Origin of the sequence: Mesorhizobium sp. M1396, from assembly GCF_040317725.1 — a bacterium.
Lineage (GTDB): Bacteria > Pseudomonadota > Alphaproteobacteria > Rhizobiales > Rhizobiaceae > Mesorhizobium.
The window spans coordinates 1-13,175 of record NZ_JAMYLA010000017.1 but is presented as its reverse complement, the minus strand read 5'-3'; the positions used below and the strand labels follow the sequence as shown (position 1 = coordinate 13,175).

Below are 13,175 nucleotides of genomic sequence, written 5' to 3'. Positions count from 1 at the left end.
ATCAGGGGCCCGGAGTGATCAGCCTCAAGGATGGGAAATAGGTCCGGTAGCGGCTGACATCACGGGTCAGGAGCGGAAGCCGAGCGACAGCGGCATGGGCGCCAATAAAGAAGTCGGGCAACACGCCAATCCTGGATCCTCCTGATCGGCGGTATTGTGTGAACACCTTTCCGGCCAGGAAAAGGGCGGCTCTCGGCATCGGAGCCATTTCGAGACCGGCCGCGTCCAGAAACGTCTCGAGATCCTCGATGCGAGTGTACCGAACAGCAAGTTCGGCGTAGACCGCATCATTGATCAACAATGGCCCATTAAGGCTCGCTGCCTCGAGCTGTGCAACCGACCAGTCCGCCCAGGTCGGATCATCCGTAACGAGGTCGAGCAGAACGTTGGTGTCGACGAACGTCACGCTTCGCCACGCGTCAGCGCCATGATCGCGTCGGTCGTAAGCCCCTCGCCGGCATGGCCGCGCAACTTGGCGAAGCGGCTCGCAGGCGGCTTTTTGTCAACGCGAGCCAGCACCACGCTGCCATCGGCGGCGCGTCGGAAATCGACCCTGCTGCCCGGGACGATCCCCAGGAGATCGCGGACCGGTTTGGGAATGGTCACTTGTCCCTTTGCCGTAACGGTGGTGGCCATCTTCATCCTCTGGTAATACCATGTTTCGATAAGGTATTACCTTGCAGGTCGGATTTCAATGCTTGAAGCATCGAGTCCTCGGCCGAACTGTCAGTGCCAAGACGACATGCGTTGGGAAGGCAACGTCCGTTCAGACTCCGTAGCGTTCGGTGCGAATGTTTCCCGCTGCAACGCCGGCATCAATCAGCGCCTGGGCGGCGACCGACACGAAAGCGTTGGAGCCGCAGACAAAGGCGAGACCGGGCGGCTCGGGCAGCCGCGCCATTGCTTGCGCCATCATCGCGACGTCCACTCGCCGCGCATAATCGGCCGGGCGCCGCGCGGCTTCGCGCGTCAGTGTCAGCACAAGGTCGAAGCCGTCCCTGCGGTCGTCGAGGCCGATCAGTTCGTCGCGAAAGATCACTTCGTCCCAGATCCGGGCTGAAGAGACCAGGATGACGGGCACCTTCGAATTACGCGCGGCGCGATGGCGGACCATCGACATCAAGGGCACGACACCGGAGCCGCCGCCGACCAGCACAAGCGGGCCACTCTCATCTTCCGGCCAGATGAAATGCCCGCCGAGCGGCCCACGCAGTTCGATCTCGTCACCAATCGCCGCGACCTCATGGAAGAATGGCGAGACCTCGCCATCGTCGAGTTTCTCGATCGCCAGCTCGATCACGCCGTCAATCTCGGGCGCGGAGGCGATGGAATAGGAGCGGCGAGCTTGGTAACCGTCCGGCGCCGTCAGCCTGACGTCGACATGCTGCCCGGCGCGATAGGCAAAGGGCCGCGATGGCTGGAAAAAGAAGCTGGTGACCCGCGGCGTGCGCTTTTCGATACGGACGATCCCGGCCGTCTGCCAGGGCGATTGCACTGCTGCCGCATCGCTCATGGATCGCCCGTATAGCGCTGTTCGCGCCATGGATCGCCATGGATGTGATAGCCGCGCAATTCCCAGAAACCGGGTTCGTCGCGCGTCGTGAACTGCAGGCCGTTCAGCCATTTGGCCGACTTCCAGAAATAGAGATGCGGAACGAGCAGTCTTGCCGGGCCGCCGTGATCCGGCGTGATTGGCTTGCCTTCATAGAGCAGCGCCACCATGGCCTTGCCGGCGGTGAGATCCTTTACCGGCACATTGGTGGTGTAACCATCGAACGCGTGCGCCAGCGTGAAGCCGGTCGGCGGCTCCAAACCCGCGTCTGCAAGGATATCGTCGACCAGCACGCCCTGCCACGGCGTGTCGAACTTGGTCCATGCGGTCACGCAATGGATGTCGCGTGTCATCTTGGTCAGCGGCAGCGCGTTGAATTCGGCCCAGTTCCATTTCTTGATCGGGCGCGGGCCATGCTTCAGCGTGAAAGCCCAATCCTCGGTGCGCACACGCGGCGTCGGACCGGCCGACAAGACTGGAAAACCCTGTTCGAGATATTGGCCGGGCGGAATGCGCGCATCGCCATCGGCTGGCGGCCGCCGTCCTGAAGAGAAACCTCGGGTGACCATCGCGGTAAATCCTCTGCACCAGGCATCCGTCTGCCTGCCGCAGTTTTCTCGATGATGCCGCCGCGGGCAACCGAAATCTTGACGGACAAGGCGGCAGTTCCGAAGAGCCTACCGCCTTTGCATTCAGTTCAGCGCCTCGCGTCAGCCATTGGCGAGCGGCACCGCGACATAGATCTGGCCTCCATCGCGCTCGACCAGCAACAGCACCGACTTCCTGCCGGACTTGCCGGCCTGGGCGATCGCCTGGGTGACCTGCCTGGCGCTCTTCACCGGCATCTGATTGACGGCGACGATGATGTCGCCGGCCTGGATTCCGGAAGCCGCGGCAGCCTTGTCGGGATTGACGCTGGCAACCACCGCACCGCGCTGATTGTGGGCGAGATTCATCTGCTCGCGAATGTCAGGGGTGATGTCCATCAGGCCAAGCCCGATCGCCGGGGAACCTTGCCCGACGCCAGGCGCGCCGGACCCGTCGTCCAGCGACGCGGTCTTCACGTCGTCGGTGTTGCGCCCGATATCGACGGAAATATCCACGGCCTTGCCCTTGCGCCAGATGCTCAGGGTCTCCCTGGCGCCAGGCGTGACATCGGCGACCGCCCGCGACAGGTCCTTGGGATCCTTGACATCCTGCCCGGCAAAGCTGGTGATGACGTCGCCGGCCTCGACTCCGGCCCTGGCGGCCGGCGAGCCGTCATTGACCCGCGAAACCAGCGCGCCGGCGGGATGATCGAGGCCGATTGCGCTCGCCACATCCGCCGTCACCGGCTGGATCTCGACGCCGAGGTAGCCATACTGGATCGAGCCGTCCTTCATCAGCTTGGCGACAACCTTCTGGGCCTGGTCGGACGGGATGGCGAAGCCAACGCCGACGCTGCCGCCATTGGGCGAATAGATCGCCGCGTTGATGCCGACGACATTGCCGTTCACATCCACCAGCGGACCGCCGGAATTTCCATGATTGATCGGGGCGTCGATCTGGATGAAGTCGTCGAACGGGCCACTGTGCAAATCCCGGCCGCGGGCCGAAACGATGCCTGCGGTGACGGTGGTGCCGATGCCGAACGGGTTGCCGAAGGCCAATACCTGGTCGCCTGGCATGAGCTTGTCGGAATCACCCCATTTGACAGTCGGCAGGGGTTTGTCCGACTTGACCTTGAGGACGGCGAGATCGTTCTTGGCATCGCGGCCGACCAGCTTGGCGGGGAGTTCGGTGCCGTCATCGAGCGCAACCTTGATCGAGGAGGCACCATCGATGACGTGATTGTTGGTGACGATGATACCATCCGCGCCCACGATGAAGCCGGAACCCAGCGCTTCGGCACGCTGCGGTTGCTGCTGTGGCGGTGTCTTGGGCATCGGCATGCCCTGGTCACCGAAGAACTGACGAAAATAGTCGTCGAAAGGCGAGCCGCCGTCGAAGGGAGAGGCATCGCTCGTCGTTCCAGGCTCTGCCTTCATGACGGTGGTGATCGTTACCACCGCCGGCTTGTCGGCCGCCACGATGGGGGCGAACGAGCCGTTGGGAGCGGTGAGGCCGGCGACAGGCGTCTGGGTGGTCGGAACGGTGTTACCTTCGCTTTGAGCGAAAGACATGACGAAAGGAGATATGATCAGCGCAGCGCCCAGCAAGGCCGCGACGCGATGTCTGCGAATTATGTCTGACATGGTCGTTTGTCCGGGCGAGAGTTGATCGGTCGCCGTGGAGGTCTCCTTGTGGGGAAACCGGCCATTCGGCGTGTCGAACGTCGCGAATGCCCGTCTCGCCTGGCATGGCAGCCGACCGGATCGACAGCTCTGCATCTAGGACGTGGATTGGCCCGATTTAGGGTTTTCGGGCAACCTTACGAAGATTTAATTTCCGTATGACGGCTGGTCACGATGTCGTCAGGCGCCGCGCCAGTTCGGTGTTCCCTGCCTCGCCGGGGCATCAGATCCCGCCGGTTCGCCCTAGATACGCGGTGGCGATGTCGTGCATGCGCTTGCTGTCGAAGCTCGGACCGTGGCCGCCATGGCCGATGCGGATCGGCAGGTCGAGCAGGCGCTGCATCGTACTGATATAGGCCGTTCGGTCCGAATCGGGCAGATCGTCGATCAGCGTGTCGTCGTAGATGGCGTCGCCGCTGAAGAACAGACCGTCGGCCTCGTCGAACAGCGCGATCGAATCCGGCGAATGGCCAGGCAGATGCAGCACACGGAATTGCCGGTCGCCGAGATCGACGATGTCGCCCTCGTCCAGGGTTCGCGTTAGCGGCGCGGGCGGGATCTTGTAGTCGGCGGCCTTCCAGCCCGGCGCCGGCACTTTCGAAACGGCGCCTTCGAGATCACGGAACATGTAGGCGTAGGTCGCCGCCTCATCCATGCTCTCGAACTGTTCCGCGCTTGTCCTTGGCCCTGCTCGCCACGGAAATTCGTGCAGCGAGCCGACATGGTCGAGGTGGATGTGGGTGGCGACGACCAGCAGCGGCTTGCCGTCGGGCGTCTCGATCTCAGGCGCCAGCGGACGGATGCCCATGCCGGTATCGACCAGAAGGTCGGCGTCGCGGCCGCGCAGATACCAGATGTTGGCACGCAGGTACTCATGCACGAACGGTTCGGTCAGCATCGTCGTCTTGTCGTCGATGATGCTTTTGCTGAACCACTCCGGCATCAGCTGTGAGCCCGGCATCAGCTGTGACCCAGCATCAGACGAAGGGCTTTCCGACCTTGTATTTCTCCGGAACCAGCCGCTTGAGATAAGCCATGCCGGCGTCGGACAGCTGATTGACATCGGGCTTCATGAAATCGTCCGGCATGTGGCGGGTCTTGCCGGCGACGTTCTTCAGTGGCACCTTCTTCAGCACCGTTTTGGTGCCGTCATACTGCAGCGCCACCGAGCCGCCGCCCTGTTCGGCGACGGCAACCGCGAAGGCGCCGGCATCGAAAGCCTCCCGCGCGTCAACCGCGCTAATGGCGCCGATATAGCCGCGCGGCATGTAGCCGAGCGCGTCGACGCGGGCGCGCTTGCCGGGCAGGCCTTCGGCCAGTGCGCGCTCGAGTGCGGCCGGCAGATCGCTGCCCGACAGCTTGACGTTGCCATGCGCGTCGCGCTCGAGCTTGTCCGGCGGCACCAGGCTTTCGACCAGCGCCTTGCCATCGGCGGTGCCGACACCTTCCGAAACGGCGACGATGCAGCGTTTGTGGCGATCGAGCGTGGCGCGCACGTCGTCGATGAAACCGGCGGCCGAGAAGGGGCGCTCGGGCACATAGACCAGATGCGGGCCGCTGTCGGGGTCGAGCTGCCATGCCGCGGCGGCCGCGGTCAGGAAGCCGGCATGCCGACCCATGACGATGCCGACATAGATGCCGGGCAAGGCGCGAAAATCGAGGTCGACGGAAAGGAACGCGCCGGCGACGAACTCGGCCGCCGAAATGAAGCCCGGCGTGTGGTCGTTCTCCTCGAGGTCATTGTCGATGGTCTTCGGCGCATGGACGAAGGCGATCGTGCCGCCTGCGGCATCGGTCAGGATCTGCTGCGTGCCCGACGTGTCGTTGCCGCCGATATAGATGAAAGCGTCGGCGCCGGCCTTCTTCAATCCGTTGAGGATGACGTCACAATAGGCGGCATCCGGCTTGTCGCGTGTCGAGCCAAGGGCTGCACTGGGCGTTCCGGCAATCAGCCGCAGCCGGTCCTCGGGAATCGCGGAAAGATCGACATAGTTGCCGTCACGGATACCGCGCACGCCGTGGAGGGAACCGAGGACCTTGGCACCGGGATGCCGCTTGCGGATCTCCAGCGTCGCCCCGACCACCGTCTGGTTGATGACGGCGGTTGGGCCGCCGCCCTGCGCGATGACAAAAGTTCCGGCCATTCCTGACGTCTCCCGAGCGATGAATTCGCAGGCACATTCGCCTGTCTTTTGCTATCGCGCAACGGAAGAGTGGAGCGGGTGACGTGTCAGACGACCACCACCGGGTTTTTCTTGGAGACGCGGCTGTAGAGGTCGATGATGTCCTGGTTGATCAGGCGCACGCAACCCGACGACATCGCCTGGCCGATGCTCGCCCATTCGGGCGAACCGTGGATGCGATAGCCGGTGTCCTTGCCGTCCTGGTAGATGTAGAGAGCGCGCGCGCCGAGCGGGTTGGTCAGGCCGCCGGGCTGGCCGGCCTGCCATTTCACCAGTTCCGGCTTGCGGACGATCATTTCGGGCGGCGGCGTCCAGGTCGGCCATTCCCTGCCGTACTGGATGTTGGCGCGGCCGGACCAGCGGAAGCCGTCCTTGCCGATGCCGACGCCGTAGCGGATGGCATCGCCACCCGGCTGGACGAGATAGAGCATGCGCTCCTGCAGGTGGACGACGATGGTGCCGGGCGCCTCGCCTGTCGTGTCGACGACGATCTGGCGGCGGAATTCCGGCTTGACCTTCAAATAGGGCACTTCCGGCACGTTAAAGCCGCCGTCGGTCAGCGCCGCATACATGACGCCGGGGCTGGTGATGTTCTTGTCGACGCTGATCGCGGGCCGCATCGGCGGCACCGAACCGGTGGTGACGCCGTCGAGCTCGAGCGCCGGCAGGCCGCCACCCGAGGTCGAGCAACCGGCGGCGCTGAGCAGTGCGAGCGCCCCTGCCCCCGACAGGATGGCGCGGCGGGAAAGATGATGATCGATTTCGATTGCGTCGCCATTTCGCGGCGGCGTCAGACCCTGCGGCAACTCACCCATATACCCAAACCCTACGCTGTCGGCGGGAAGCACGGTCCGGCCGGATAGCAGGCATTTTCATCATTCATGGTTGATAAAGCGTGAAGACACCTTGCTCAGCCTGCGTTTGCGGCGCGAACTGACGCCGGTCCGCCGTTGGCGAATTAGGGAATCGCCTCTTTACATTCTTCCGGACCCAAGGATTTATCCTCTTCTTTACGCTCAACGGAGACGAGCATGTCCTTCGAAAACTGGGCCGCCTTCGCCGCCGCATCGACGATCCTTCTCATCATTCCGGGTCCGACCATCCTTCTGGTCGTGTCCTACGCGCTGGGCCAGGGCTGGCGCACCGCATTGCCGATGGCCGTCGGGGTGGCGCTTGGTGACTTCACCGCGATGACAATGTCGATGCTGGGCATCGGCGCGCTGCTGGCGGCCTCGGCGACCGTCTTCACCATCCTGAAGCTGATCGGCGCCGGCTATCTGATCTATCTCGGCGTGAAACTGTTTCGTGCCGGCGGCACGCTGAAAGCCGAACCGCGCACCGATGCGGTGTCGTCGGCCAAGATGATGGCGCATGCCTGGCTGGTCACCGCGCTCAACCCGAAAAGCATCACCTTCTTTGTTGCCTTCCTGCCGCAGTTCCTCGACCGGCACGCCGATTTCTGGACGCAGATGCTGATCTTCGAGACGACCTTCCTGGCGCTCGCCTTCGCCAATGCCTTCGGCTATGCGCTGATCGCGGCACGCGCACGCAACGTCGTGCGCAATCCCAAGGCGATCCGCATCTTCAATCGCACTGGCGGCACGCTGCTGGTCGGCGCCGGCATCGCCACGGTGGCGATGCGTTCGGGTAACTGAGGTAGGGGGTTGGATTCGTTCATCGGGCAGCGCCAACTTCGGCGGTCAGCGAAAACAGCCGTGGCAAACCGGCATCACCTGAATATCAGCACACCTTCGCCTCACCATTTCACGCTGAAGCCGAAATTGCCTTCGAGGATGCGGCGTTTGTGGCCGCCAGGATTAGTGGTGTAGTCGCCGGTGGCGAAGATGCTGACCTTGTCCGTCACCTTGGCGATCACGCCTCGGTCTGCCGCCCGAGTCGCCGCTATCGCAGGTGTAAACGGTGTTCCCGGCGGATGGATCCAGCACGCATGCGGCAAACGCAGCGCGCATGGTTGGCGTGTCGGTGGCCCATGCTTTAGGATCGCCTTGGGCCGAAGGATCGAGGGCCTGTCACGGGTCGATGAAAGGACATCGCATGGCAATCAGGGACGTATTCGGCCTGACGCTTTCGGGTGCAACGGAGGCGGGAGTCACGCCCTACAGCCAGGCAGTGCGTCAACTGCAGTGCTTCATCGGCGATCCCGTGGCGTCCATCGACCGCGCCATCGCGGAAGATCCGGGCTTTGTCATGGCGCATGTCTTCAAGGGCTATCTGTTCGGCCTTGCGACCGAGCGGGAGGCGACGGCCGTGGCCAAGGCGTGCCATGAGACGGCACTGTCGCTTGCCGCGACCGCGCGCGAGCAGGCGCATGTCTCGGCTCTCGGTCATCTCGCCAACGGGCGTTGGCATCAAGCCAGCCGCGTTCTCGAGGATATCACCATCGAGACCCCGCGCGACGGGTTGGCGCTGCAGGTCGGCCACCAGATCGATTTCTTCACCGGCAATGCCCGCATGCTGCGTGATCGCATCGCCCGTGCCCTGCCGTCCTGGCAAAGCGGCATGCCCGGCTATCACGCCGTGCTCGGCATGCAGGCCTTCGGGCTGGAGGAAATGGGTGACTATATCAGGGCCGAACAGCTTGGCCGCTCGGCAGTCGACATGGAGCCGCGCGACGGCTGGGCGCAGCATGCCGTCGCCCATGTCATGGAAATGCAAAGCCGGCAAAGGGATGGCATCGCCTGGATGCGCGCCAACCCCGAGGCGTGGACAAGGGAGAGCTTCCTGCAGGTGCACAATTGGTGGCACCTGGCGCTGTTCCATTATGATCTCGGTGAAACGGACGAAGTGCTGGCGCTCTATGACGGCCCCATCTACAGCGTGCAATCGACGATGGCGCTCAACATGGTCGATGCGTCGGCAATCCTGTGGCGGTTTTATCTTGGCGGCATCGATGTCGGCGACCGCTGGACGGCAATCGCCGCAAACTGGCGCAACGCCGGCGCCGGCAATTATGCCTTCAACGATGCCCACGCGATGATGGCGTTTGTCGGCGCCGGGCTCGAAGCCCCGGCTCGGACCTTGCTCGACACGCAGCGCGAGGCCATGCATGGCAACGACGACAATGCGGATTTCACCAGGGATGTCGGCCATCCCCTCACGCTCGCCATCAAGGCATTCGGTGAGGGCAGCTATGCCGAGACCGTACGCCTGATCCGGCCGATCCGGGCGATCGCCCACCGTTTCGGCGGCAGCCACGCCCAACGCGACGTCATCGACCTGACACTGATCGAGGCGGCCCTGCGCGCCGGTGAGGGAGCGCTTGCCCGGGCGCTGACGGCAGAACGGTCGATGGCGCGACCCGACAGTCCACTGTCGGCGCTGCTTTCCCGGCGTGCCGCCGATTTGTCAGAGAATTGACCCGCGACCGATCTTGTCTTAGAAACTGACCAAGCCAGATTATTTCGGGACCCGAAAAAATTAATGGCAAGGGGAGGAAACCATGTATCTCGGCCTCGATCTCGGGACATCGGGCGTCAAGGCGCTGCTCATCGATGCCGGGCAAACCGTCATCGGTTCCGGCCATGCGTCGATCGACGTGTCGCGGCCGCATCCAGGCTGGTCGGAACAGAACCCCAACGACTGGATCCGCGCTTGCGAAGAGGCGATTGCCGATCTCAAGGCCAGGCATCCCGGGGAGTTCGCCGCGGTCAAGGGTATCGGCCTGTCCGGCCACATGCATGGCGCAACGCTGCTCGATGCCGCCGACAAGGTGCTGCGCCCCTGCATCCTGTGGAACGATACACGCAGCCATGCCGAGGCCGCCGTCCTCGACGCCGATCCGCGCTTCCGCGCGCTGACCGGCAACATCGTATTTCCCGGTTTCACGGCGCCCAAGCTTGCCTGGGTTAAGAACAACGAGCCCGCAGTCTTCGCCAAGGTCGCGAAAGTGCTGCTGCCCAAGGATCTCCTGCGGCTCTGGCTTACGGGCGAACACATTTCGGAAATGTCGGATTCCGCCGGCACGTCCTGGCTCGATGTCGGCAAGCGCCGCTGGAGTGCGGAACTGCTCGCCGCGACATCGCTCGATGAAAAGCAGATGCCGTCGCTGGTCGAGGGTACGGAGAAGGCAGGCGCGCTGCGTATCGAACTGGCCTCGAAATGGGGCGTCCAGGCCGGCATTCCGATCGCCGGCGGTGCCGGTGACAATGCGGCCTCTGCCTGCGGCATGGGCACGGTCGGCGCCGGCCACGCCTTCGTCTCGCTCGGCACATCGGGCGTGCTGTTTGCCGCCAACGCGTCCTACCTGCCCAACCCGGCAAGTGCAGTGCATACCTTCTGCCACGCGCTTCCGAACACCTGGCACCAGATGGGCGTCATCCTGTCGGCAACCGATTCGCTGAACTGGCTGTCCGAAATCACCGGCAAAGGCGCCGGCGAATTGACCGCCGAACTCGGCGACTCATTGAAGACACCCAGCGGCGTGTCCTTCCTGCCTTATCTCTCGGGTGAGCGCACACCCCACAATGATTCCGCCATTCGCGGCGCGTTCACCGGGCTGGCGCATGAATCGAGCCGTGCCGTGCTGACGCAGGCCGTGCTGGAGGGCGTCGCCTTTGCCTTCCGCGACAGCCTCGAAGCCCTGGCCAAGGCCGGCACTACCTTGACGCGGGTGACGGCGATCGGCGGCGGTTCGCGCTCGCGCTATTGGCTGAAGGCGATTGCCACCGCGCTTCAACTGCCTATCGACATTCCCGCCGACGGCGACTTCGGCGCCGCCTTTGGCGCCGCACGGCTCGGCCTGATCGCGGCGACGGGTGCCGATCCGCTGGCTGTGTGCACGGCGCCCAGCACGGATGCTACCGTTGAACCGGACGCTGCGCTCGCTGGGGCGTATGCGGATGCGTATCAGCGCTACCGGTCGCTCTACCCGGCAATCAGGGGCGTGACCGCGTGAATGAGCGCGAGGCACCCCCCTCTGCCCTGCCGGGCATCTCCCCCGCAAGGGGGGAGATTAGCAGCGTTGGCGGGTATGCCAGTCCTGCAAGGTGGATGATTGGCGATGGCGCGGATGCCAACCAATCTCCCCCCTTGCGGGGGAGATGGCCGGCAGGCCAGAGGGGGGTGCTTCACGCCCGCCTCCCCCAGAAGTCCTCACTGCGCCGGCACCTTGTCGAGAAAACCGGTGACGCTCTTCAGGCGGCCGTTCTCGATGACGCCGATATCGGTGCCTTCGATCACCGAAGGCGTCCCCTCGGGTCCGAGATTCCACGAGAAGCGGATCTTGTCGGCAAAACCGTCCGGCGTGCCCTTCAGCGAAAAGCGAAACCCGGCAAAGCGCTGCTGCACGCCGCCGATCAGAGCCGCGACGCCCGCATGCCCATCGCCCTGCATGAGCGGATCGCGATAGCTGACGTCTTCGGTGAAGGTCGCCTTGAGCAAGTCGGCCCGGCGCTCGGCATCGCTTTCGTTCCAGGCGGTGATGTAGTTTTGGGCGATCTTGTTGAGGTCGGTCATGGCCTGTCTCCTTTGTCTGGCTGTTTTGACGTGAGCCTTTTCGACCAGCGGACGAACGAAACCAATTACGCCTGAGGTAATCGAGGCGAATTACCTGACGTAATCAGGGCGAACTATTCGAGAGGAAAAAACATGAGCAGCGGATTTTTCGGCGACATCAAGAAGATCAAATATGAGGGACCGGATTCGACCAATCCGCTGGCTTACCGGTTCTACAACCCGGATGAGGTTGTGGCCGGCAAGCGGCTGGAAGACCATCTGCGCTTCGCCGTCGCCTACTGGCATTCCTTTGCCTGGCCGGGCGGCGATCCGTTCGGCGGCCAGACCTTCGACCGGCCGTGGTTCCCCAAGGCCGGCGGCATCGACACGATGGAACTGGCGAAACTGAAAGCAGACGTCGCCTTCGAGATGTTCTCGCTGCTCGGTGCGCCCTATTTCTGCTTCCACGACGCCGATGTACGGCCTGAAGGCAAGGATTTCTCCGAAAGTGCGGCCCGCCTTGACGAGATCGCCGACTACTTCGCGGGAAAGATGAAGCAGACCGGCGTCAAGCTTTTGTGGGGCACGGCCAATTTGTTCTCCAACCGCCGCTTCATGTCGGGCGCCGCCACCAATCCCGATCCGGATGTCTTTGCCTATGCGGCGGCGACGGTGAAAAGCTGCATTGACGTCACCAAGCGTCTGAAGGGCGAGAACTACGTGCTGTGGGGCGGGCGCGAGGGCTATGAGACGCTGCTCAACACCGACCTTGCCCGCGAGCAGGAGCAGGCCGGCCGCTTCCTCAGCCTCGTCGTCGACTACAAGCACAAGATCGGCTTCAAGGGCACGATCCTGATCGAGCCGAAGCCGCAGGAGCCGACCAAGCACCAGTACGATTACGATGTCGCGACCGTCTACGGCTTCCTCAAGCGCTTCGGATTGGAGAAGGAGGTCAAGCTCAACATCGAGCAGGGCCACGCCATTCTGGCCGGTCATTCCTTCGAGCACGAGCTGGCGCTGGCCAATGCGCTCGGCGTCTTCGGCTCGATCGACATGAACCGCAACGACTACCAGTCGGGCTGGGACACCGACCAGTTCCCCAACAACGTGCCTGAAATGGCACTGGCCTACTACCAGGTCCTGCAGGCCGGCGGTTTCAAGACCGGCGGCACCAATTTCGACGCCAAGCTGCGCCGCCAGTCGCTCGACCCACAGGATCTGCTGATCGGTCATATCGGCGGCATGGATTCCTGCGCACGCGGCCTCAAGGCGGCGGCCCGGATGGTCGAGGACAAGGCGCTGTCCGCACCGCTGGCCGAACGCTATGCCGGCTGGAACACGGCCGAGGGCAAGGCGATGCTGTCCGGCAAGCGCACGCTGGAAGATATCGCCGAGCGCGTCGTCAAGAAGAAGATCGAGCCGCAGCCAAGGTCGGGCCGCCAGGAACTGCTGGAAAACATCGTCAACCGGTACGTGTGAAGTCCGACCTCTGGACCGATATCCACCACGTCTGACTGAAAGCCGCGGCAATCGCTTCCTGCTAGAGAAATTCCAGGAAAAGTGTGAAGCGGTTTTCCGTCCGGAATTGCGTCAAAACAAAGCGTTAGAGCGGTAATGCTCTAGGGCCTCACGGTACACGACTCAGGTCTGTTTTGAGATCGTCATCGATCTTCGGGGTGCTTTTGCGAGCCATGCGTTGGCTGCTGCTTTGGG

General features: G+C 63.4%; 13 protein-coding genes. 4 read left to right on the top strand and 9 right to left on the bottom strand.

From position 1 onward, the window contains the following. Position 1: 1 nt before the first annotated feature. The 8 genes from NKH02_RS13380 to NKH02_RS13345 all read right to left on the bottom strand — a co-directional run bounded on the left by NKH02_RS13380 (position 2) and on the right by NKH02_RS13345 (position 6,823). Positions 2–406 (bottom strand): type II toxin-antitoxin system VapC family toxin, encoded by a 405-nt coding sequence (locus tag NKH02_RS13380; protein WP_352879285.1) that lies wholly within the window; start codon positions 404–406, stop codon positions 2–4. Next, entirely contained in the window at positions 403–636 is a 234-nt protein-coding gene (locus NKH02_RS13375) for an AbrB/MazE/SpoVT family DNA-binding domain-containing protein (RefSeq protein WP_352869337.1), read from the bottom strand. The genes NKH02_RS13380 and NKH02_RS13375 overlap by 4 nt, the downstream gene beginning before the upstream one ends. Positions 637–766: 130 nt before the next feature. Continuing rightward, positions 767–1,513 carry an FAD-binding oxidoreductase gene (locus NKH02_RS13370; protein ID WP_352879283.1) on the bottom strand — a complete coding sequence of 249 codons (747 nt, stop codon included), beginning with the start codon at positions 1,511–1,513 and terminating at the stop codon, positions 767–769. Next, positions 1,510–2,121, bottom strand: coding sequence for a molybdopterin-dependent oxidoreductase (locus NKH02_RS13365; RefSeq protein WP_352879281.1), 612 nt, complete (start codon positions 2,119–2,121; stop codon positions 1,510–1,512). The genes NKH02_RS13370 and NKH02_RS13365 overlap by 4 nt, the downstream gene beginning before the upstream one ends. 141 nt (positions 2,122–2,262) lie before the next feature. Then, positions 2,263–3,786 carry a DegQ family serine endoprotease gene (locus NKH02_RS13360; RefSeq protein WP_352879279.1) on the bottom strand — a complete coding sequence of 508 codons (1,524 nt, stop codon included), beginning with the start codon at positions 3,784–3,786 and terminating at the stop codon, positions 2,263–2,265. A 262-nt stretch (positions 3,787–4,048) separates the two neighbouring features. Continuing rightward, positions 4,049–4,768 (bottom strand): MBL fold metallo-hydrolase, encoded by a 720-nt coding sequence (locus NKH02_RS13355; RefSeq protein ID WP_352879419.1) that lies wholly within the window; start codon positions 4,766–4,768, stop codon positions 4,049–4,051. A 34-nt stretch (positions 4,769–4,802) separates the two neighbouring features. Continuing rightward, positions 4,803–5,969 carry a diphosphate--fructose-6-phosphate 1-phosphotransferase gene (locus tag NKH02_RS13350; protein ID WP_352879277.1) on the bottom strand — a complete coding sequence of 389 codons (1,167 nt, stop codon included), beginning with the start codon at positions 5,967–5,969 and terminating at the stop codon, positions 4,803–4,805. 86 nt (positions 5,970–6,055) lie between these two features. Further along, positions 6,056–6,823, bottom strand: a complete 768-nt coding sequence (locus NKH02_RS13345; protein WP_352879275.1) for a L,D-transpeptidase — start codon at positions 6,821–6,823, stop codon at positions 6,056–6,058. A gap of 216 nt (positions 6,824–7,039) precedes the next feature. Between NKH02_RS13345 and NKH02_RS13340 the strand changes: the two genes are divergently transcribed. From NKH02_RS13340 to xylB, 3 genes are all read left to right on the top strand, one after another. Further along, entirely contained in the window at positions 7,040–7,663 is a 624-nt protein-coding gene (locus NKH02_RS13340) for a LysE family translocator (protein ID WP_352879273.1), read from the top strand. 400 nt (positions 7,664–8,063) lie between these two features. Further along, a complete protein-coding gene (locus NKH02_RS13335) occupies positions 8,064–9,386 on the top strand; it encodes a tetratricopeptide repeat protein (protein ID WP_352879271.1) in 1,323 nt (440 codons plus the stop codon). A gap of 82 nt (positions 9,387–9,468) precedes the next feature. Further along, positions 9,469–10,923, top strand: coding sequence for a xylulokinase (gene xylB, locus NKH02_RS13330; RefSeq protein ID WP_352879269.1), 1,455 nt, complete (start codon positions 9,469–9,471; stop codon positions 10,921–10,923). A 197-nt stretch (positions 10,924–11,120) separates the two neighbouring features. On the opposite strand, the gene NKH02_RS13325 is transcribed toward xylB, so the two are convergent. Continuing rightward, entirely contained in the window at positions 11,121–11,483 is a 363-nt protein-coding gene (locus NKH02_RS13325) for a nuclear transport factor 2 family protein (RefSeq protein ID WP_352879267.1), read from the bottom strand. Between the two features lie 132 nt (positions 11,484–11,615). Here NKH02_RS13325 and xylA point away from each other — a divergent pair, with 132 nt between their 5' ends. Continuing rightward, positions 11,616–12,941 (top strand): xylose isomerase, encoded by a 1,326-nt coding sequence (gene xylA / locus NKH02_RS13320; protein ID WP_352879265.1) that lies wholly within the window; start codon positions 11,616–11,618, stop codon positions 12,939–12,941. Positions 12,942–13,175: the final 234 nt, after the last annotated feature.

Bases quoted from the DNA above. Each gene is read 5' to 3' on its own strand.
- NKH02_RS13375 (WP_352869337.1), bottom strand. From the start codon at position 636: ATGGCCACCACCGTTACGGCAAAGGGACAAGTGACCATTCCCAAACCG.
- NKH02_RS13370 (WP_352879283.1), bottom strand. From the start codon at position 1,513: ATGAGCGATGCGGCAGCAGTGCAATCGCCCTGGCAGACGGCCGGGATC.
- NKH02_RS13365 (WP_352879281.1), bottom strand. From the start codon at position 2,121: ATGGTCACCCGAGGTTTCTCTTCAGGACGGCGGCCGCCAGCCGATGGC.
- NKH02_RS13360 (WP_352879279.1), bottom strand. From the start codon at position 3,786: ATGTCAGACATAATTCGCAGACATCGCGTCGCGGCCTTGCTGGGCGCT.
- NKH02_RS13355 (WP_352879419.1), bottom strand. From the start codon at position 4,768: ATGCCGGAGTGGTTCAGCAAAAGCATCATCGACGACAAGACGACGATG.
- NKH02_RS13350 (WP_352879277.1), bottom strand. From the start codon at position 5,969: ATGGCCGGAACTTTTGTCATCGCGCAGGGCGGCGGCCCAACCGCCGTC.
- NKH02_RS13345 (WP_352879275.1), bottom strand. From the start codon at position 6,823: ATGGGTGAGTTGCCGCAGGGTCTGACGCCGCCGCGAAATGGCGACGCA.
- NKH02_RS13340 (WP_352879273.1), top strand. From the start codon at position 7,040: ATGTCCTTCGAAAACTGGGCCGCCTTCGCCGCCGCATCGACGATCCTT.
- NKH02_RS13335 (WP_352879271.1), top strand. From the start codon at position 8,064: ATGGCAATCAGGGACGTATTCGGCCTGACGCTTTCGGGTGCAACGGAG.
- xylB (WP_352879269.1), top strand. From the start codon at position 9,469: ATGTATCTCGGCCTCGATCTCGGGACATCGGGCGTCAAGGCGCTGCTC.
- NKH02_RS13325 (WP_352879267.1), bottom strand. From the start codon at position 11,483: ATGACCGACCTCAACAAGATCGCCCAAAACTACATCACCGCCTGGAAC.
- xylA (WP_352879265.1), top strand. From the start codon at position 11,616: ATGAGCAGCGGATTTTTCGGCGACATCAAGAAGATCAAATATGAGGGA.